At 54.0% G+C, this 19,685-nt stretch carries 18 protein-coding genes and 1 pseudogene; 16 read left to right on the forward strand and 3 right to left on the reverse strand.

Translation table 11 applies throughout. The annotated features are described in order from the left end of the window. Positions 1 to 337 precede the first annotated feature (337 nt). A complete protein-coding gene (locus tag OLG56_RS15100; RefSeq protein ID WP_000401437.1) occupies positions 338 to 544 on the reverse strand; it encodes a YbfA family protein in 207 nt (68 codons plus the stop codon). Positions 545 to 880: 336 nt separating this feature from the next. On the opposite strand from OLG56_RS15100, the gene kdpF reads away from it, so the two are divergent. From kdpF to OLG56_RS15150, 10 genes are all read left to right on the forward strand, one after another. Continuing rightward, positions 881 to 970, forward strand: coding sequence for a K(+)-transporting ATPase subunit F (gene kdpF / locus OLG56_RS15105; protein WP_001670793.1), 90 nt, complete (start codon positions 881 to 883; stop codon positions 968 to 970). After that, a complete protein-coding gene (gene kdpA, locus OLG56_RS15110; RefSeq protein WP_000730068.1) occupies positions 970 to 2,649 on the forward strand; it encodes a potassium-transporting ATPase subunit KdpA in 1,680 nt (559 codons plus the stop codon). The genes kdpF and kdpA overlap by 1 nt, the downstream gene beginning before the upstream one ends. Before the next feature lie 20 nt (positions 2,650 to 2,669). Then, positions 2,670 to 4,718, forward strand: a complete 2,049-nt coding sequence (kdpB, locus tag OLG56_RS15115; RefSeq protein WP_061377193.1) for a potassium-transporting ATPase subunit KdpB — start codon at positions 2,670 to 2,672, stop codon at positions 4,716 to 4,718. An 8-nt stretch (positions 4,719 to 4,726) separates the two neighbouring features. Continuing rightward, a complete protein-coding gene (kdpC, locus tag OLG56_RS15120; RefSeq protein WP_000579804.1) occupies positions 4,727 to 5,311 on the forward strand; it encodes a potassium-transporting ATPase subunit KdpC in 585 nt (194 codons plus the stop codon). Then, positions 5,308 to 7,992 (forward strand): two-component system sensor histidine kinase KdpD, encoded by a 2,685-nt coding sequence (kdpD, locus tag OLG56_RS15125; RefSeq protein WP_023215223.1) that lies wholly within the window; start codon positions 5,308 to 5,310, stop codon positions 7,990 to 7,992. The genes kdpC and kdpD overlap by 4 nt, the downstream gene beginning before the upstream one ends. Further along, complete coding sequence (gene kdpE / locus OLG56_RS15130; RefSeq protein WP_000186053.1) at positions 7,989 to 8,666, forward strand: two-component system response regulator KdpE; 678 nt, start codon at positions 7,989 to 7,991, stop codon at positions 8,664 to 8,666. Before kdpD ends, kdpE begins: the two co-directional genes overlap by 4 nt. Positions 8,667 to 8,943: 277 nt before the next feature. Then, a complete protein-coding gene (gene speFL, locus OLG56_RS15135; RefSeq protein WP_015632840.1) occupies positions 8,944 to 9,048 on the forward strand; it encodes a leader peptide SpeFL in 105 nt (34 codons plus the stop codon). 380 nt (positions 9,049 to 9,428) lie between these two features. Then, positions 9,429 to 11,627, forward strand: a complete 2,199-nt coding sequence (gene speF / locus OLG56_RS15140; protein WP_001292402.1) for an ornithine decarboxylase SpeF — start codon at positions 9,429 to 9,431, stop codon at positions 11,625 to 11,627. Next, positions 11,624 to 12,943: a putrescine-ornithine antiporter gene (gene potE, locus OLG56_RS15145; RefSeq protein WP_000042658.1), complete on the forward strand. Its 1,320-nt coding sequence runs from the start codon at positions 11,624 to 11,626 to the stop codon at positions 12,941 to 12,943. Before speF ends, potE begins: the two co-directional genes overlap by 4 nt. 64 nt (positions 12,944 to 13,007) lie before the next feature. Next, complete coding sequence (locus OLG56_RS15150) at positions 13,008 to 13,493, forward strand: pyridoxamine 5'-phosphate oxidase family protein (protein WP_000070056.1); 486 nt, start codon at positions 13,008 to 13,010, stop codon at positions 13,491 to 13,493. Between the two features lie 114 nt (positions 13,494 to 13,607). Here OLG56_RS15150 and pgm read toward each other — a convergent pair whose 3' ends face one another. Together pgm and seqA are read right to left on the reverse strand one after the other, a co-directional pair. Then, positions 13,608 to 15,248, reverse strand: coding sequence for a phosphoglucomutase (alpha-D-glucose-1,6-bisphosphate-dependent) (gene pgm / locus OLG56_RS15155; protein WP_000974372.1), 1,641 nt, complete (start codon positions 15,246 to 15,248; stop codon positions 13,608 to 13,610). Positions 15,249 to 15,272: 24 nt separating this feature from the next. Continuing rightward, positions 15,273 to 15,815 (reverse strand): replication initiation negative regulator SeqA, encoded by a 543-nt coding sequence (gene seqA / locus OLG56_RS15160; protein WP_023137387.1) that lies wholly within the window; start codon positions 15,813 to 15,815, stop codon positions 15,273 to 15,275. Positions 15,816 to 15,999: 184 nt separating this feature from the next. Here seqA and ybfF point away from each other — a divergent pair, with 184 nt between their 5' ends. The 6 genes and pseudogenes from ybfF to tcuR all read left to right on the forward strand — a co-directional run bounded on the left by ybfF (position 16,000) and on the right by tcuR (position 19,653). After that, positions 16,000 to 16,770: an esterase gene (ybfF, locus tag OLG56_RS15165; RefSeq protein WP_000773249.1), complete on the forward strand. Its 771-nt coding sequence runs from the start codon at positions 16,000 to 16,002 to the stop codon at positions 16,768 to 16,770. A gap of 133 nt (positions 16,771 to 16,903) precedes the next feature. Continuing rightward, the gene (gene ybfE, locus OLG56_RS15170) at positions 16,904 to 17,197 is read left to right on the forward strand and encodes a LexA regulated protein (RefSeq protein ID WP_001040939.1); all 294 of its coding nucleotides are present in this window, start codon (positions 16,904 to 16,906) and stop codon (positions 17,195 to 17,197) included. 150 nt (positions 17,198 to 17,347) lie between these two features. Then, positions 17,348 to 17,878, forward strand: a complete 531-nt coding sequence (fldA, locus tag OLG56_RS15175) for a flavodoxin FldA (RefSeq protein WP_001018621.1) — start codon at positions 17,348 to 17,350, stop codon at positions 17,876 to 17,878. Positions 17,879 to 18,081: 203 nt separating this feature from the next. Next, a pseudogene (locus OLG56_RS15180) lies at positions 18,082 to 18,167 on the forward strand (fur leader peptide). Beyond that, the gene (fur, locus tag OLG56_RS15185) at positions 18,160 to 18,612 is read left to right on the forward strand and encodes a ferric iron uptake transcriptional regulator (RefSeq protein ID WP_000131699.1); all 453 of its coding nucleotides are present in this window, start codon (positions 18,160 to 18,162) and stop codon (positions 18,610 to 18,612) included. Before OLG56_RS15180 ends, fur begins: the two are co-directional and overlap by 8 nt. A gap of 114 nt (positions 18,613 to 18,726) precedes the next feature. After that, positions 18,727 to 19,653 carry a tricarballylate utilization LysR family transcriptional regulator TcuR gene (tcuR, locus tag OLG56_RS15190; RefSeq protein WP_000423371.1) on the forward strand — a complete coding sequence of 309 codons (927 nt, stop codon included), beginning with the start codon at positions 18,727 to 18,729 and terminating at the stop codon, positions 19,651 to 19,653. The last annotated feature ends 32 nt before the right edge of the window (positions 19,654 to 19,685 follow it).

The raw sequence follows: 19,685 nt of genomic DNA on the forward strand, positions 1-19,685 counted from the left end.
ATATTTGTCATTTCTATATTTCATGCAGATATTGCAAATAAGAATATAAACAACGCAGATAAATTTTATTTGGCAATAAAAGCGTATTTTTCACCAGAATAGTCGAATTAGTTTCCCGGCATGATAATGCTGGCAACTTTATATGTGCTTTAAATATTTTGAGTTGCAGGATAAAGCGCCAACACCTTTAACAACGCAAAGCATTGGTCCTGAAATTTACACTGTCTTTTCCCACCATATCAAATCTCTGCTGCGGTATTTGAGTCTGAGATCGCCGGATTGCTCATAGACAAAAACCGCCAGCGTGGCGGCTGACGGTTTTTCAGGCTGGTCGCGATTAATAAAAGTCGCAGGTGGCTTTTTCAGCCTGCGCCATCCATACCGGTTTATCACTGGTTTTCGACCAGACACGGTGCAGATAACTATAAAAACGCGCGCGGTCTTTCCAGAAGAGCATCACCGGCAGCGCCAGCACGCCTGCGATCACCGCGAAAGCACGACGGACAAAAATGACATGCGCCGGATAGTCTTTATAGTGTTCCATACGTTTCCCCCCTTTATACCGACGCTACCCGCCCCGGTATAGATTGAATCGGTGAATAGCACCGAAAAATTGAACCTCGTTACCTGATTAAAATAGTACCGCTTTCGGTGTAATTTTACTACTCATCCGACCACTTATTTTCACGCTTTTCCAGCAGATTTACATTCAAAGCGTAAATTAGTTACAAAAAGGTTAAATTAATACTAATCATTAGTTAAATAATGGTCTTTGCCATTTTTATACTTTTTTTACACTCTGCCCGCCAATTTTTGCGAAATCTTTGCAGCCAAAAAATTACCTTTCTCAGGAGTAAAACAATGCCACTGGAGGTGCTCTGTGAGTGCAGGCGTGATAACCGGCATCGTGCTGGTTTTCTTACTTTTAGGTTATCTGGTCTATGCCCTGATTAATGCGGAGGCGTTCTGATGGCCGCGCAAGGATTTTTACTGATCGCCAGTTTTTTACTGATTTTATTGGTACTGGCGAAACCGTTGGGTTCGGGCCTGGCAAGGCTCATCGCCGCCGTTCCGTTGCCGGGCGTGGCTGGCATTGAGCGTATCCTCTGGCGAACTCTTGGCATTACCGACCACGAAATGAACTGGCGTCAGTATTTACTGGCGCTACTGACGCTCAATCTGCTGGGACTGGGCATCCTGTTTTGCCTGCTGTTCTGGCAGGAGTGGCTGCCCTTAAATCCGCAGCGGCTACCGGGGCTGTCCTGGGATCTGGCGCTGAATACCGCCGTCAGCTTTGTCACCAATACCAACTGGCAAGCCTACAGCGGCGAAAGCACGCTGAGCTACTTTAGCCAGATGGCGGGGCTGACGGTGCAAAATTTCCTGTCGGCGGCGACCGGGATTGCGGTGGTTTTTGCACTTATCCGCGCCTTTACGCGCCAGAATGTGCACACGCTGGGTAATGCCTGGCAAGATCTGGTACGCATTACGCTATGGATATTATTTCCTGTCGCGTTAATTATCGCGCTGTTTTTTATCCAACAAGGCGTACCGCAAAACCTGTCGGCTTATCAGCCCATCACCACCCTTGAAGGCGCTAAACAACTTTTGCCGATGGGGCCGGTTGCTTCGCAGGAGGCGATCAAAATGCTTGGCACCAACGGCGGCGGTTTCTTTAACGCCAACTCTTCGCATCCGTTCGAAAACCCCACCGCGCTCACTAATCTGGCGCAGATGCTGGCGATATTTTTGATTCCAGCCGCGCTCTGTTTCGCCTTTGGCGAAGCGGCGGGCGATCGCCGTCAGGGACGCGCGCTACTGTGGGCAATGTCATTCATTTTTGTGGTCTGCGTAGCGGTAGTGATGTGGGCGGAAGTTCAGGGAAATCCACATCTGTTGGCGGCAGGCGCGGACAGTAGCGTCAACATGGAAGGTAAAGAAACACGCTTTGGCGTGCTGGCCAGCAGCCTGTTTGCCGTCGTCACGACCGCGGCGTCCTGCGGGGCGGTAAATGCCATGCACGACTCGTTTACCGCTCTGGGCGGTATGGTGCCGATGTGGCTGATGCAAATTGGCGAAGTGGTCTTTGGCGGCGTCGGTTCAGGCCTGTATGGCATGTTGCTGTTTGTCCTGCTGGCGGTGTTCATCGCGGGGCTGATGATCGGTCGCACGCCGGAATATCTGGGGAAAAAAATCGACGTGCGCGAAATGAAAATGACCGCGCTGGCGATTCTGGTCACGCCGATGCTGGTCTTGTTGGGTTCGGCGCTGGCGATGATGACGGATGCCGGACGCAGCGCAATGCTGAACCCTGGCCCGCACGGTTTTAGCGAAGTGCTATATGCCGTCTCCTCTGCCGCCAACAACAACGGTAGCGCCTTTGCGGGTCTGAGCGCTAACTCGCCTTTCTGGAACTGTTTGCTGGCGTTCTGCATGTTCGTCGGCCGTTTCGGCGTGATTATTCCTGTCATGGCCATCGCCGGATCGCTGGTCAGTAAAAAAGTACAGCCGGCCAGTCAGGGAACGCTGGCGACCCACGGCGCGCTATTTATTGGACTGCTCATCGGCACGGTACTGCTGGTCGGCGCGCTGACGTTTATTCCTGCCCTGGCGCTTGGCCCGGTAGCGGAACATTTCTCTTTACCTTGAGCGATGCGGAGTACATTGATATGAGTCGCAAGCAACTGGCGCTGTTTGAACCTGTTTTACTCGTACAGGCGCTAACGGATGCCGTAAAAAAATTAAGCCCACGCGCCCAGTGGCGTAACCCGGTGATGTTTGTGGTCTGGGCCGGCAGCGTGCTAACCACTCTGTTAACGCTCGCTATGGTAACAGGACAAATAACGGGAAGCGCCTTGTTTACAGGGGTGATCAGCCTGTGGTTATGGTTCACCGTACTGTTCGCCAATTTTGCCGAAGCGCTGGCGGAAGGCCGCAGCAAAGCCCTGGCAAACAGTCTGAAAGGGGTGAAAAAGACCGCGTTCGCTCGCCGTCTGCGCGCCCCGCGCCATGATGCGCAGGCCGATAACGTGCCCGCCGCTGAACTGCGGAAAGGCGACATTGTCCTGGTCAAAGCGGGCGATATTATTCCCTGCGATGGCGAGGTCATCGAAGGCGGCGCCTCGGTGGATGAAAGTGCGATTACCGGCGAATCTGCGCCCGTGATCCGTGAGTCCGGCGGCGATTTCGCTTCTGTCACCGGCGGCACGCGAATTCTTTCCGACTGGCTGGTGATTGCCTGTAGCGTCAATCCTGGCGAAACCTTTCTTGACCGGATGATCGCGATGGTGGAAGGCGCGCAGCGGCGGAAAACGCCTAACGAGATTGCCCTGACGATTTTGCTCATCGCCCTGACCATTGTCTTTTTATTGGCGACCGCCACCCTGTGGCCCTTCTCCGCCTGGGGCGGTAACGCGGTCAGCGTCACCGTGTTGGTGGCGTTGCTGGTGTGCCTGATCCCCACCACCATCGGCGGGCTACTCTCCGCCATTGGCGTAGCCGGAATGAGCCGAATGTTGGGCGCGAACGTCATCGCCACCAGCGGCCGCGCCGTAGAAGCCGCGGGCGATGTCGACGTGTTACTGCTGGATAAAACCGGCACTATCACGCTCGGCAATCGCCAGGCGTCCGATTTTATTCCCGCCCGAGGGGTGGACGAACGCACGCTGGCTGACGCCGCGCAGCTCGCTTCGCTGGCCGACGAAACGCCGGAAGGCCGCAGCATTGTGATCCTCGCCAAACAGCGCTTTAACCTGCGTGAACGCGATGTGCAGTCGCTTCATGCCACCTTTGTTCCGTTTACCGCGCAAAGCCGCATGAGCGGGATTAATATCGATAACCGGATGATCCGTAAAGGCTCGGTGGACGCGATTCGGCGTCATGTCGAGAGCAATGGCGGCCATTTTCCCGCCGATGTCGAGCAAAACGTCGAGAACGTGGCGCGTCTGGGCGCGACGCCGCTGGTGGTCGTGGAAGGCGCGCGCGTACTGGGTGTTATCGCCCTCAAGGATATCGTTAAAGGCGGCATTAAAGAACGTTTCGCCCAGCTACGAAAGATGGGCATTAAAACGGTGATGATCACTGGCGATAACCGCCTGACGGCGGCAGCGATTGCCGCCGAAGCCGGTGTGGACGATTTTCTTGCCGAAGCCACGCCGGAAGCCAAGCTGGCGCTGATCCGTCAATATCAGGCGGAAGGACGGCTGGTCGCCATGACCGGCGACGGCACTAACGATGCCCCGGCGCTGGCGCAGGCTGACGTCGCGGTGGCGATGAACTCCGGCACCCAGGCGGCGAAAGAAGCCGGTAATATGGTGGATCTGGACTCTAACCCGACCAAGTTGATTGAAGTGGTGCATATCGGTAAGCAGATGCTGATGACGCGCGGCTCGCTCACCACCTTCAGTATCGCGAATGATGTAGCGAAATATTTCGCCATTATTCCCGCCGCGTTTGCCGCTACCTATCCGCAGCTAAACGCGCTCAACGTGATGGGGCTGCATTCGCCGAACTCCGCCATTCTGAGCGCGGTGATCTTTAACGCCCTGATTATCATTTTTCTGATCCCGCTGGCATTAAAAGGCGTGAGTTATAAGCCGCTTTCCGCATCGGCCATGCTGCGCCGTAATTTATGGATCTATGGTCTGGGTGGTCTGGTGGTGCCGTTTATTGGCATCAAAGTGATTGATGTGCTACTGACCCTGCTGGGTCTGGCGTGAGGTGTATGATGATCGGTTTACGTCCTGCTTTTTCGACAATGTTATTTCTGCTGTTATTGACCGGCGGCGTGTATCCGCTTCTGACCACGGCGCTGGGGCAGTGGTGGTTTCCCTGGCAGGCTAATGGCTCGCTGATTCATAAAGACAATGTGATACGCGGCTCAGCGCTTATCGGACAATCGTTTACCGCCGCAGGCTATTTTCATGGCCGGCCCTCCGCCACCGCCGATACGCCTTATAATCCACTGGCGTCGGGCGGAAGCAACCTGGCCGCCAGCAATCCCGAACTGGATGCGCAAATTCAGGCCCGCGTCGCCGCGCTACGCGCCGCTAACCCCCAAGCGAGCTCCGCGGTTCCGGTTGAGCTGGCGACAGCATCGGCAAGCGGGCTGGATAATAATCTGACACCCGGCGCCGCGGCATGGCAAATCCCCCGCGTGGCGGCGGCTCGCCAGCTTCCCGTTGAACAGGTCGCGCAACTGGTTGCAGAATATACGCACAGGCCGCTGGCGCGCTTTCTTGGGCAACCGGTGGTGAATATTGTTGAGCTTAATCTGGCGCTGGATGCGCTACAGGGACACAGAGCGAAATGAACGACGAACCCTTGCGTCCTGATCCGGATCGCTTGTTGGAACAAACGCCCCCGCCCCACCGGGGGAAGTTGAAAATTTTCTTCGGCGCCTGCGCAGGCGTCGGAAAAACCTGGGCGATGCTGGCGCAAGCGCAGCGGCTGCGAGCGCAGGGGCTGGATGTGGTGATCGGCGTGGTAGAAACGCATGGCCGTAAAGAGACCGCCGCGCTACTTGACGGGCTGACCATTCTGCCGCCAAAACGTCACTCGCACCGGGGGCGGCAAATCCGCGAATTTGACCTGGATGCCGCCCTCGCCCGGCGTCCGGCGCTGATTTTAATGGATGAGCTGGCGCACAGTAACGCGCCTGGCTCACGCCATCCTAAGCGCTGGCAGGATATTGAAGAGCTGCTGGAAGCGGGAATCGACGTTTTCACCACCGTGAATGTACAACATCTGGAAAGTCTGAACGATGTGGTGAGCGGCGTCACGGGGATTCAGGTGCGCGAAACTGTCCCCGATCCCTTTTTTGATGCCGCCGATGAAGTCGTACTGGTCGATCTGCCGCCCGACGATCTGCGCCAACGGCTCAACGAAGGTAAAGTGTATATCGCCGGTCAGGCGGAACGCGCTATTGAACATTTTTTCCGCAAGGGCAATCTGATCGCCCTCCGCGAGCTGGCGCTACGCCGGACAGCCGATCGCGTGGACGATCAGATGCGCGCCTGGCGCGCGCATCCGGGCGAAGAAAAAGTATGGCATACCCGCGATGCGATTTTACTGTGTATCGGGCATAACACCGGCAGCGAAAAACTGGTGCGTACCGCGGCGCGTCTGGCCTCCCGGCTCGGCAGCGTCTGGCACGCCGTCTATGTCGAAACGCCAACGTTACACCGCTTACCGGAAAAGCAACGACGGGCCATTTTAAGCGCGCTGCGCCTGGCGCAGGAGCTTGGCGCGGAAACCGCCACCCTGTCCGATCCCGCCGAAGAGAAAGCGGTCGTGCGCTATGCCCGCGAGCATAATCTGGGGAAAATCGTCATGGGCCGCCCGGCGTCGCGACGCTGGTGGCGACGTGACGCTTTCGCCGACCGTCTTGCCAGGCGCGCGCCGGATCTCGATCAGGTGATCGTCGCGCTGGAAGAACCGCCTGCCCGCGCGTTGGCGCAAACGCCTGATAACCGACCTTTTAAAGAGAAATGGCGTGGGCAGATTCAGGGCTGTCTGGTCGCCGTGGCGCTTTGCGCCATCACCACGCTTATCGCTATGCAGTGGCTTGTCACCTTCGACGCCGCCAATCTGGTGATGCTCTATTTGCTGGGCGTAGTGGTGATTGCGCTGCTTTACGGACGCTGGCCGTCGGTGGTGGCGACGGTGATTAACGTGGCGAGTTTCGATCTCTTTTTTATCGCGCCACGCGGTACGCTCGCCGTTTCGGACGTGCAGTATTTGCTGACCTTTGCCGTGATGCTGACGGTTGGTCTGGTGATTGGCAATCTTACTGCCGGGGTGCGCTATCAGGCGCGCGTCGCCCGTTATCGGGAACAGCGTACCCGCCATTTATATGAAATGTCTAAAGCGCTGGCCGTCGGGCGTAGCGAACATGATATCGCCGCGACCAGCGAGCGGTTTATCGCCTCGACGTTTCAGGCGCGCAGCCAAATTTTATTACCTGATGCTAACGGTAAGTTGCGGCCTCTCACCCACCAGCAAGGCATGACGCCGTGGGACGACGCAATTGCGCGCTGGAGTTTTGATAAAGGCCAGCCTGCCGGCGCAGGCACCGATACCCTCCCAGGCGTGCCTTATCAAATCCTGCCGCTGAAAAGCGCCGATAAAACATACGGTCTGGCTATCGTCGAACCGGGTAATTTGCGTCAGTTAATGGTGCCGGAGCAGCAACGCCTGCTGGAAACATTTACTCTGCTTGTCGCCAACGCGCTGGAACGACTGACGCTAACCGCCAGCGAAGAACAGGCGCGTCTCGCCAGCGAGCGCGAAAGTATTCGCAACGCTCTGCTGGCGGCGCTGTCGCATGATTTACGCACGCCGCTGACGGTATTGTTCGGCCAGGCGGAAATTTTGACGCTGGATTTAGCCAGCGCAGGATCGCCCCACGCGCGTCAGGCCAGTGAAATCCGCCAGCATATTCTCAACACCACCCGGCTGGTGAATAATTTGCTGGATATGGCGCGTATTCAGTCCGGCGGGTTTAATCTTAAAAAAGAGTGGCTGACGCTGGAAGAGGTCGTCGGGAGCGCGTTACAGATGTTAGAGCCGGGTTTATTGCATCCGATTACATTGTCGCTGCCGCAACAGTTAACGCTTATCCATGTCGATGGCCCCTTATTTGAGCGTGTCCTGATCAACTTGCTGGAAAACGCCGTTAAGTACGCCGGGCCGCAGGCCAGTATCGGCATTGATGCTGCGGTTAAGGACGATCGTTTACAACTGGATGTCTGGGATAACGGGCCGGGTATTCCTGCGGGGCAAGAACAGAAGATTTTCGATAAGTTCGCCCGCGGCAACAAAGAGTCCTCCGTCCCCGGCGTGGGGCTGGGGCTGGCGATTTGCCATGCTATCGTAGAGGTACACGGCGGCACGCTTACCGCCTATAATCGACCGCAGGGCGGCGCCTGTTTCCGTGTGACGCTGCCGCAAGGAAAGCCACCTGAACTTGATGATTTTCATGAGGATATGTGACAAACGTTCTGATTGTTGAAGATGAACAGGCCATCCGCCGCTTTCTGCGCGCCGCGCTGGAAGGCGACGGCCTGCGCGTGTATGAAGCTGAAACATTACAACGTGGTTTACTGGAAGCCGCCACGCGAAAGCCCGATCTGATTATTCTCGATCTCGGCCTGCCGGACGGCGACGGAATCGATTTTATTCGCGACCTGCGTCAGTGGAGCGCAATACCGGTGATTGTCCTTTCCGCCCGCAGCGAAGAAAGCGATAAGATTGCCGCGCTTGACGCCGGAGCTGATGATTACCTGAGCAAGCCATTCGGCATTGGCGAGTTGCAGGCGCGTTTGCGTGTCGCGCTGCGACGGCACGCCGCCAGCCCTTGCGCCGATCCGATCGTCCGCTTTTCCGGCGTGACGGTCGATCTCGCCGCACGGTTGATCCACCGTGGCGACGAAGAAATCCATCTGACGCCGATTGAGTTCCGCCTGCTGGCGGTATTACTCAATAATGCCGGCAAGGTATTAACCCAACGGCAGTTATTAAACCAGGTCTGGGGCCCTAACGCCGTGGAGCATAGCCACTATTTGCGCATCTATATGGGACATTTACGCCAGAAACTGGAACAAGATCCCACCCGCCCACGCCATTTTATTACCGAAACCGGAATTGGCTATCGCTTTATGCCGTGAATAGCCATTCATTATTTTTAAATAACTTCTAATTTTTATGTCATTTATTTTCGGCGTCGCGAATAATTATTTTCGCGGCGATATTATATTTTATGAAGGATATAAAAAACATATAATTAACATTTAAGAAACAATCCGTTATTTCACAGCACGATATGCATAATCGCCGACTAATTATTTTTCAAATGATCGTTTTTTGTTGATCTGGTTCACAGATCGCTGGCGCTCCCTGGATAAAATATCCATGCTTTCAATAAATCAATGAAAGGACCTCAAAATGGAAAATAATAATCGTTTTATGCCCCATATAAGGCGGACAACGCATATTATGATGTTTGCCCACCGTAATAGTTTCGATTTTCATTTCTTTAATGCCCGGTAGTTTTTCTGCTACGGGTACTTCAGCATACAGGTCTTTCCGACCCTTATGTCATTCAGGTCTATTGCCTAAATAACTCGAATTGTTAAAAGCGACAGTACGGTAATTCCTTTACGTCCACCCAGCTAACCATCTGGTTTGATAGAAGAAATTCCGACTCAGCGCAATTTTAGTTATCACGGTTTCTGCCTGTATATCGTAGTACTCAACTCCTTAAATCCTGAATTTCCTGCAACCGGACGGGTTGGGATTTATTACATCTAAAATAAAGCTAATTTACTGATTTTTTTATCAGCGGGATAGCTTTGATTTTTTCCGGAAGAATCAGTTTCTCATGCGAGAAATTGAGGGCCTGCTATTACCTGAAATAAAGAGATGAAAAAATGTCAGAATTAAAAATTGCCGTTAGCCGTCATTGCCCGGATTGTTTTTCTACACACCGTAATATTGTAAATGTTGATGAGAGTCGTTTCATCGACGTGGCTGCCATCGTGTTATCCATCGACGACATTGAACACGGAAAACTCGATGAAATCGACGCAACGGGTTACGGTATTCCCGTGTTTGTCGCGACTCATGACGAAGGGCGCGTACCGCCTGAGTATTTGCCGCGTATCTCTGGTGTATTCGAATATAATGAATCCCGTACTGCCTTCTATGGTCGCCAGTTGGAAACCGCAGCAAGCCACTACGAAACGCAGTTACGTCCGCCGTTTTTCCGCGCGCTGGTGGATTATGTCAACCAGGGCAACAGCGCATTTGACTGCCCGGGGCATCAGGGCGGCGAATTCTTCCGCCGTCATCCTGCCGGTAATCAGTTCGTGGAATACTTTGGCGAAACGCTCTTCCGCTCCGACCTATGCAACGCGGACGTGGCGATGGGCGATCTGCTGATTCACGAAGGCGCGCCTTGCATTGCGCAGCAACATGCGGCGAAAGTCTTTAACGCCGATAAGACCTACTTTGTGCTGAACGGGACCTCCTCCTCTAACAAAGTCGTACTCAACGCGCTGTTAACGCCGGGCGATCTGGTACTGTTTGACCGTAACAACCACAAATCTAACCACCACGGCGCATTATTGCAGGCGGGCGCAACGCCAGTTTATCTGGAAACCGCACGTAACCCGTATGGTTTTATCGGCGGGATCGACGCTCACTGCTTCGAAGAAGATTACCTGCGCGAGCTGATTAGCGAAGTCGCGCCGCAGCGTGCCCGCGAAGCACGTCCATTCCGTCTGGCCGTCATCCAGTTAGGCACCTACGACGGTACCATTTATAACGCCCGTCAGGTCGTCGATAAAATTGGTCATCTGTGCGACTACATCCTGTTTGACTCCGCCTGGGTCGGCTATGAACAATTTATTCCGATGATGGCCGATTGTTCGCCGCTGCTGCTGGAACTGAACGAAAACGATCCGGGTATTCTGGTGACGCAGTCCGTTCACAAACAACAAGCCGGTTTCTCCCAGACCTCGCAGATCCATAAAAAAGATAGCCATATCAAAGGGCAATCGCGCTACGTTCCGCATAAGCGCATGAACAACGCCTTTATGATGCACGCCTCCACCAGCCCGTTCTATCCGCTGTTCGCCGCGCTGGACGTTAACGCCAAAATGCACGAAGGCGTCAGCGGTCGCAATATGTGGATGGATTGCGTGGTTAACGGCATCGATGCCCGTAAATTGATCCTCGAAAACTGTCATCACATCCGTCCGTTCGTACCGGAACTGATTGATGGTAAGCCGTGGCAGTCATACCCGACGTCAGAGATCGCCAGCGATCTGCGCTTCTTCCACTTCGTTCCGGGAGAACACTGGCATGCGTTTGAAGGCTATGCCGAACATCAGTACTTTGTCGACCCTTGCAAACTGCTGCTCACCACACCGGGCATTAATGCAGCGAGCGGCGAATATGAAGACTTTGGCGTTCCTGCCACGATCCTCGCCAACTTCCTGCGCGAGAACGGCGTTGTGCCGGAAAAATGCGACCTCAACTCCATTCTGTTCCTGCTGACGCCGGCAGAAGACATGGCGAAGTTACAACAGCTTGTCGCCCTGCTGGCTCGTTTCGAAAAACTGCTGGAAGCTGATGCGCCGTTAGCGGAAGTATTACCGTCCATCTACAAACAGCATGAAGCGCGTTATGCCGGCTACACCCTGCGTCAGCTTTGCCAGGAGATGCACGATCTCTATGCGCGGCACAACGTGAAACAGCTGCAAAAAGAGATGTTCCGTAAATCGCATTTCCCGAAAGTCAGTATGAATCCGCAAGAGGCCAACTATGCCTATCTGCGCGGCGAGGTCGAACTGGTTCGCCTGCCGGAAGCGGAAGGTCGTATCGCGGCTGAAGGCGCTCTGCCTTACCCGCCGGGAGTGCTGTGTGTAGTTCCGGGTGAAATCTGGGGCGGTTCTGTCCTGCGTTACTTCAGCGCCCTGGAAGAAGGGATCAACCTGCTGCCGGGCTTTGCGCCTGAACTGCAGGGCGTTTATATCGAAGAACACGACGGCCGTAAGCAGGTCTGGTGCTACGTCATTAAACCTCGTGACGCGCAGCGCTCCCTGCTGAAGGAGGAAAAATTATGAGTAAACCTAAATCCAATAAAATGGGTGTCGTGCAGCTCACAATTCTGACTATGGTCAACATGATGGGCTCCGGGATCATCATGCTACCGACCAAACTGTCTGAAGTCGGCACGATATCCATTATCTCCTGGCTGGTCACCGCCGTCGGCTCGATGGCGCTGGCCTGGGCGTTTGCGAAATGCGGTATGTTTAGCCGTAAATCCGGCGGCATGGGCGGTTACGCCGAATATGCCTTCGGTAAATCCGGCAACTTTATGGCGAACTATACCTACGGCGTCTCGCTGCTGATCGCCAACGTGGCTATCGCCATTTCCGCTGTCGGCTATGGCACCGAACTGTTCGGCGCCGCGCTGACGCCGCTCCAGATCGGCCTGGCGACTATCGCCGTATTGTGGGTTTGTACTATCGCAAACTTTGGCGGCGCGCGTATTACCGGACAGATCAGTAGCGTTACCGTTTGGGGCGTCATCATTCCGGTTGTCGGCCTGTGCATCATTGGCTGGTTCTGGTTTAGCCCCAGCATGTACGTAGCGTCATGGAACCCGCACCATGTTCCGTTCTTTAGCGCGGTCGGTTCTTCCATCGCCATGACGTTGTGGGCATTTCTTGGACTGGAATCCGCCTGCGCCAACGCAGACGTGGTCGAGAATCCGGAAAAGAACGTCCCCATTGCGGTACTGGGCGGTACGCTGGGCGCGGCGGTCATCTATATCGTTTCGACTAACGTGATTGCCGGGATTGTGCCGAACATGGATCTGGCGAACTCCACGGCGCCGTTTGGTCTGGCGTTTGCACAGATGTTCACGCCTGCGGTAGGTAAAGTGATCATGGCGCTGATGGTAATGTCCTGCTGCGGCTCGCTGCTGGGCTGGCAGTTCACTATCGCCCAGGTCTTTAAATCCTCCGCTGACGAAGGCTATTTCCCGAAAGTCTTCTCTCGTGTAACGAAAGTCGACGCGCCGGTACAGGGGATGCTGATTATTGTGATTATTCAGACTGGCCTGTCGCTGATGACCATTAGCCCGTCGCTGAATAGTCAGTTTAACGTCCTGGTTAACCTGGCGGTGGTGACGAACATTATTCCGTATATTCTGTCGATGGCCGCGTTGGTTATCATTCAGAAAATGGCGAATGTGCCGTCATCAAAAGCGAAAGTCGCTAACTTCGTGGCCTTCGTTGGTGCCATGTATAGCTTCTACGCGCTCTATTCCTCCGGTGAAGAAGCCATGCTGTACGGCTCAATTGTGACCTTCCTCGGCTGGACGTTATACGGCCTGGTCTCACCGCGTTTTGAATTGAAAAATAAACACGGCTGATGGCGCGCCCGGGCTGCGGTAACGGTAGTCCGGGCATTTTCACACTTTGAATAAGATAATAGAAATGAGTAATCCAGAACGGGAAGTCACTGATATAGCAGAAATACTGGCTATTCTCAGTAAACACGAAGTGTGTCGGATAGGGTTTAACGACAATCTCTGTCCGTATGTTGTCCCCGTAAATTTTGGCTACGAGTATCAGAACGGACGCTGGATATTTTATTTTCACGGCGCACGCACCGGGAAAAAGATGCGTCTGTTACGTAAGAACCCGGCAGTATGCATTGAAATGGACGGCGACCATGCATTACTACGTGCCGATGACCCCTGTGATTATAGCTACGCCTACACCAGCGTTTTCGCCACCGGACTGGCATCGATATTGCAAACACGCGAGGAGATGCGCTACGGCCTGGACGTCATTATGCGTCAGACCGATCCGGGAAAAACCTTCAGTTATCGGGAAGATATGATGAAAGCGGTTTGCGTGGTGCGTATTGAATGCGACGCCCTCACCTGCCGCCGACATCTGGCGACTCAGAGCGAATAAGTCAGATAGCACAAGCGCCTTATCCGGCCTGGAGGCGGTTTACAGGCCTGATAAGCGCAGCGCCGTTAATATAAAAAAGGAGCCTTACGGCTCCTTTTTCTTCCATATCGCCCATCAGGCGTTTTTCAATACTTCGCTAACGATTTCAACGGCTTCTTTCTCAATCTGCTTGCGATGTTCTTCCCCCAGGAAGCTTTCGCAATAGATCTTGTAAGCGTCTTCCGTACCGGATGGACGCGCGGCGAACCAGCCGTTATCGGTCATTACCTTCAGGCCGCCAATCGATGCGCCATTACCCGGCGCTGCGGTAAGACGCGCGGTGATCGGGTCGCCTGCCAGCGTGCTGGCGCTGACCATTTCCGGAGACAGTTTAGACAATGCCGCTTTCTGGGCCGAGGTCGCTGCCGCCTGCAGACGGTTATAGCTCGGCGCGCCAAAACGCGCTGCCAGTTCATTGTAATGCTCTTGCGGGTTTTTCCCGGTAACGGCGGTGATTTCTGCCGCCAGCAGGCACATGATGATACCGTCTTTATCGGTAGACCACGGCGTACCGTCGAAACGCAGGAACGAAGCGCCCGCGCTCTCTTCCCCGCCGAAACCAAAGCTGCCGTCGAACAAACCGTCAACAAACCATTTGAAGCCAACCGGCACTTCTACCAGCTTGCGTCCCAAATCATTCACCACGCGGTCAATCATCGCGGAAGAGACCAGCGTTTTACCGACAGCCACGTCTTTGCCCCACAGCGGACGATGCTGGAACAGATAGTTAATGGCGACCGCCAGATAATGGTTCGGGTTCATCAGCCCTGCAGGCGTCACGATGCCATGACGGTCGTAGTCCGGGTCGTTGGCGAAGGCCAGGTCAAACTTGTCACGCAGCGCCAGCAAACCCGCCATCGCACATTCGGAGGAGCAATCCATACGGATCGCGCCATCTTTATCAAGGTGCATAAAGCGGAAGGTTTGATCAACCTGATCGTTAACTAACGTCAGGTTAAGCTTGTAATGCTCAGCGATACGTTTCCAGTATTCAATACCGGAGCCGCCCAGCGGATCGACACCCAGCGTCAGACCGGCTTTCTGAATCGCCGCCATATCAACGATATCCGCCAGCCCTTCGACAAATGGCTGCACCAGATCTACCGCTTTAACGTGGCCCGAGGCCATTGCCGCATCCAGAGAGATGCGCTTAACGCCTTGCAGGCCATCCGCCAGCAGCGCATTGGCGCGATCTTCTACCACTTTAGTGACGTTGGTGTCCGCCGGGCCGCCATTGGGCGGATTATATTTAATACCGCCATCTTCCGGCGGGTTGTGCGACGGCGTAATGACAATACCATCAGCCAGCGGGCCGCCTTTTTTGTTATGGACCAGGATAGCATTTGACACGGCAGGCGTTGGCGTGAAGCCATTATTTTCCTGCACGATAACGTCTACGCCGTTTGCCGCCAGCACTTCCAGCACGGAAATGAAGGCCGGTTCCGAGAGCGCATGGGTGTCTTTCCCCACATAGCAGGGGCCGGTAATGCCATTCTTCGCCCGCTCTTCAGCAATCGCCTGGGCGATCGCCAGAATATGCGGTTCGTTGAAACTGTGACGACCTGCGCTACCGCGATGGCCGGAAGTGCCAAATTTCACGGCATGTTCTGCATTCCCTGCCTCCGGTTTCAGTACATAATACTGCGCCGTCAGTTGGGCGACGTTAATCAAATCACTCTGTTGCGCGGGTTGTCCTGCGCGGTTGTGGATTGCCATTGCCTGGTCCTTCTAATGCAAGGATTAAATTGTTCCGCAAACCTTTTCAATCAATTCCGCCGGGAATTGCATTGACTGCATGATGTGTTCGATCATGCTGCATTTACGGCCGGTGTTGGTGTTGGTGATCACCCAGTACGGCGTGCCGGGAACGTGCTTAGGTTTAGTTTGATTCCCATTTTTCAGCAGCGTTTGTTCATCCGCCGCAAAATAGACGCGCGTGCGGCCATGCAACGACTCCGTCGCCTCCGCAAACGCGTGGTGATCCAATGAATAGAGTGTAGTCAGAATCAGCATAAAGCGGTTGACCGCTTTTTTCTGCTCGGCATATTCGTCAGACAACAGCAGCTCACGCATCGCGCGAACTTTGTCTTTTACCGGGTTGACCGGTTTCGCTTCGGCAACGGGTTGCGCCGCAGGCGTCCCCTTCACCGCTGAAGTCGTTGGCTGTGTCGTGGCGGAAAACTTCAACATACGCCGTAAAATGTCGGATGCGCTCTCGCCGATATGCTTGGTGTGGCTGGCAATATAGCTATAGAGTTCATCATCAACTTCAATCGTTTTCATCTTAATCCAGTGCGATGTCTTTGCTGAATACAAGTCATTGGGATTATAGGAACAAATCCCAACAGCGGATAGCGTTAAGCCCGGCTGACAAAAAAACTCGGAGTAAACCTTAGAGGTTGCAGCCCAGTGGCAGAATGGTCAACATAATACCCTAACCCGACAGAGCGAAAAAAAGAACTTTGCCATGAAATTAAACATCCGAGCGCAATCTGCACAAAACCTGCACAATAATTCCCCCATCGTTCTCGTTCATGGTCTGTTTGGCAGCCTGGACAACCTCGGCGTACTGGCGCGCGATCTGGTGACCGATCACGACATTATTCAGGTCGATATGCGCAATCATGGTTTATCGCCGCGCGATCCGGTCATGGATTATCCGGCAATGGCCCAGGATCTTCTGGATACGCTTGACGCGCAGCAGATTGAAAAAGCGACGTTTATTGGTCATTCCATGGGCGGAAAAGCGGTAATGGCGCTGACGGCGCTGGCGCCCGATCGCATCGATCGTCTGGTCGCGATTGATATCGCCCCCGTGGATTATCACGTTCGCCGCCACGATCGCATTTTCGCGGCCATTAACGCCGTCAGCGAATCCGACGCGACATCCCGCCAACAGGCGGCAGGGATTATGCGCCAGCACCTCAACGAAGAAGGCGTGATCCAGTTTCTGTTAAAATCCTGGGCTGAAGGCGAATGGCGTTTTAATGTTCCGGTATTATGGGAGCAGTATCCGCATATCGTCGGCTGGGAAACCATTCCGCCCTGGGAATATCCGGCGCTGTTTATTCCAGGCGGTAACTCGCCGTACGTGACCGAAGCGTACCGCGACGCGCTGCTGGCGCAATTCCCTCTGGCGCGCGCGCATGTGATCGCCGGCGCGGGCCACTGGGTACATGCCGAAAAACCAGAGGCGGTTCTGCGCGCCATCCGCCGTTATCTGCACGATAAACGCTAACTGATTAAAAACTCATCGCCTGTGCGCGATTACGCGCGCGGGCGTTGGCGTCGCTTCCTCGCTGATGTATGATGGCGCGCTATCCATCCGGGCATAAGCCTGGCTGATTGTTTCCCCCGAAGTCACCAAAATCATGGCCAAAGAACAAACGGACCGTACGACATTAGATCTGTTCGCGCACGAGCGTCGCCCGGGACGACCTAAAACGAATCCGCTTTCGCGCGATGAACAGTTACGCATCAACAAGCGCAACCAGTTAAAACGCGACAAAGTTCGTGGCCTCAAGCGTGTCGAATTAAAACTCAACGCACAAGCGGTTGACGCGCTGAATGAGCTGGCCGAAGCGCGCAACATTAGCCGCAGCGAGCTCATTGAAGAAATATTAATGAAGCAGCTTATGGCGCTGCGCGGCCAGGGTTTAGTCTGAAAATAAGTTTTGTTTCATATTTCGTGTAGCAGAGCGTGCAGTCCCGCGTGATTGCTGTTTCCGCATATCTGCCTGTTCTGCTATGATTGCCCTTATCCGTGGGCAATTCGCCACCACCATTTCAATAAGTTTCAAGAGGTTATTTTACTCATGGCAATCACTGGCATCTTTTTCGGCAGCGACACCGGTAATACCGAAAATATCGCAAAAATGATTCAAAAACAGCTTGGTAAAGACGTTGCCGATGTGCATGACATTGCAAAAAGCAGTAAAGAAGACCTGGAAGGGTATGACATTCTGCTGCTGGGCATCCCAACCTGGTACTATGGCGAAGCGCAATGTGACTGGGATGACTTCTTCCCGACTCTCGAAGAGATTGACTTTAACGGTAAGCTGGTGGCGCTGTTTGGCTGTGGCGATCAGGAAGACTACGCGGAATACTTCTGTGATGCGCTGGGCACGATTCGCGACATTATTGAGCCGCGCGGCGCCACGATTGTGGGTCACTGGCCAACCGCAGGCTATCATTTTGAAGCCTCTAAAGGTCTGGCTGACGACGATCATTTTGTCGGCCTGGCGATTGACGAAGACCGTCAGCCTGAACTGACCGCCGAGCGTGTTGAAAAATGGGTTAAGCAAGTTTCAGCTGAATTGCACCTCGACGACATCCTCAACGCCTAATCTTATGCGGCGCAGCGTTATATCTGCGCCGCATCAATAGACAAGACCAATCAAAATAATTGCTACAAATTTGTAACTTTCGCACCCATCCCTGTACAATGTCCGGGTGTAATCAGGTGGCGCCAGAATTTGCAGGCAAAACCACAGTTTTATTAACATCTGCGAGAGACTTGCGGTTTTCATTTCGGCATGGCAGTCCTATAATGATACGCATTATCTTGAGTGCAATTTCTGTCACTTCTCTAATGAAGTGAATCGTTTAGCAACAGGACAGATTCCGCATGACTGACAACAATACCGCATTAAAGAAGGCTGGCCTGAAAGTAACGCTTCCTCGTTTAAAAATTCTGGAAGTTCTTCAGGAACCAGATAACCATCACGTCAGTGCGGAAGATTTATACAAACGCCTGATCGACATGGGTGAAGAAATCGGTCTGGCAACCGTATACCGTGTGCTGAACCAGTTTGACGATGCCGGTATCGTGACCCGCCATAATTTTGAAGGCGGTAAATCCGTTTTTGAACTGACGCAACAGCATCATCACGACCATCTTATCTGCCTTGACTGCGGAAAAGTGATTGAATTTAGTGATGACTCTATTGAAGCGCGCCAGCGTGAAATTGCGGCGAAACACGGTATTCGTTTAACTAATCACAGCCTCTATCTTTACGGCCACTGCGCTGAAGGCGACTGCCGCGAAGACGAGCACGCGCACGATGACGCGACTAAATAAGTGTAAATCTTTCGAAGAGCCAACCGCCCGGTTGGCTTTTTTATATCCTCCTCTTTCCTGCCGCTTGATGTTGATTTAATGTAAAAAACGCTATCGCATCTCAGGAGAGCAGGAATGGAGCTTCGCCAGTTACGCTATTTCGTGCGTATTATTGAAACCGGCAGTATGGGTAGCGCCGCACAGGATCTTGATATTGGCGTTTCAGCATTAAGTCAACAGATGTCCCGTCTGGAAAACGAGCTTGCTATCCGTCTGCTGCAGCGCACCTCGCGCGGCGTAACGCCAACCAACGCCGGGCTGGCCTTTTATTCGCAGGCGCAACTTGCCCTGCGTCATGCCGACGATGCGATTCTCGCCGCCAGAGAAGCGCGCCTTTCCGGTCATGTGAGCGTAGGAATGGCCCCCAGTACCGCCTCCATACTGGGTATACCGTTTATCCATGCCATGCAGGAAAACTATGCCGATGTCCGACTGCATGTGGTGGAAAGCTTGTCCGGTAATCTGGAAAGAATGATCAATACCCGCCAGATTGATTTAGCCGTTGTCTTTCAAAAAGATAAAATCCTGCGCTGGAGCGCCAGACCGATCCTTGAAGAACAGCTTTTTCTGATTGGCTCCCATGCCCTGCTGGCGGCGCTTCCTGATAACCCGATCACACCTGAACAACTGGCAGGCATTCCGCTCATTATGCCAAGCCAGGGACACGGGCTGCGCGGCAGGCTGGACGCTGTCTGCCAGGAACATGCGCTTAACGTTGAAATCGTCGCGGAAATTGACGGCCTGGCGTTGTTGATGCGCGCCGTGCGCGACGGTCTTGGCGCCACGTTGCAGCCCGGCGCGGCGATTTCTCATCTGGATAACGACGCGCTACGCGTGATCGGCGTCCATAATCCGGTACTCAGCCGCCCCAATTTTTTAGTCAGCCTGTCGGATGATGAACTGACGCCCGCCGGCCTTGCAGCCAGAGTAGTCCTTACCAAAGTTATGCGTCAGTTAGTCGACGCCGGTGAATGGCCAGGCGCAACCCTTTACGCTTACTAAACCCCTGTTTAGCGCTACCTGATAGCGCGCCG

The organism is Salmonella sp. 2018103, from assembly GCF_026247685.1.
Lineage (GTDB): Bacteria > Pseudomonadota > Gammaproteobacteria > Enterobacterales > Enterobacteriaceae > Salmonella > Salmonella enterica.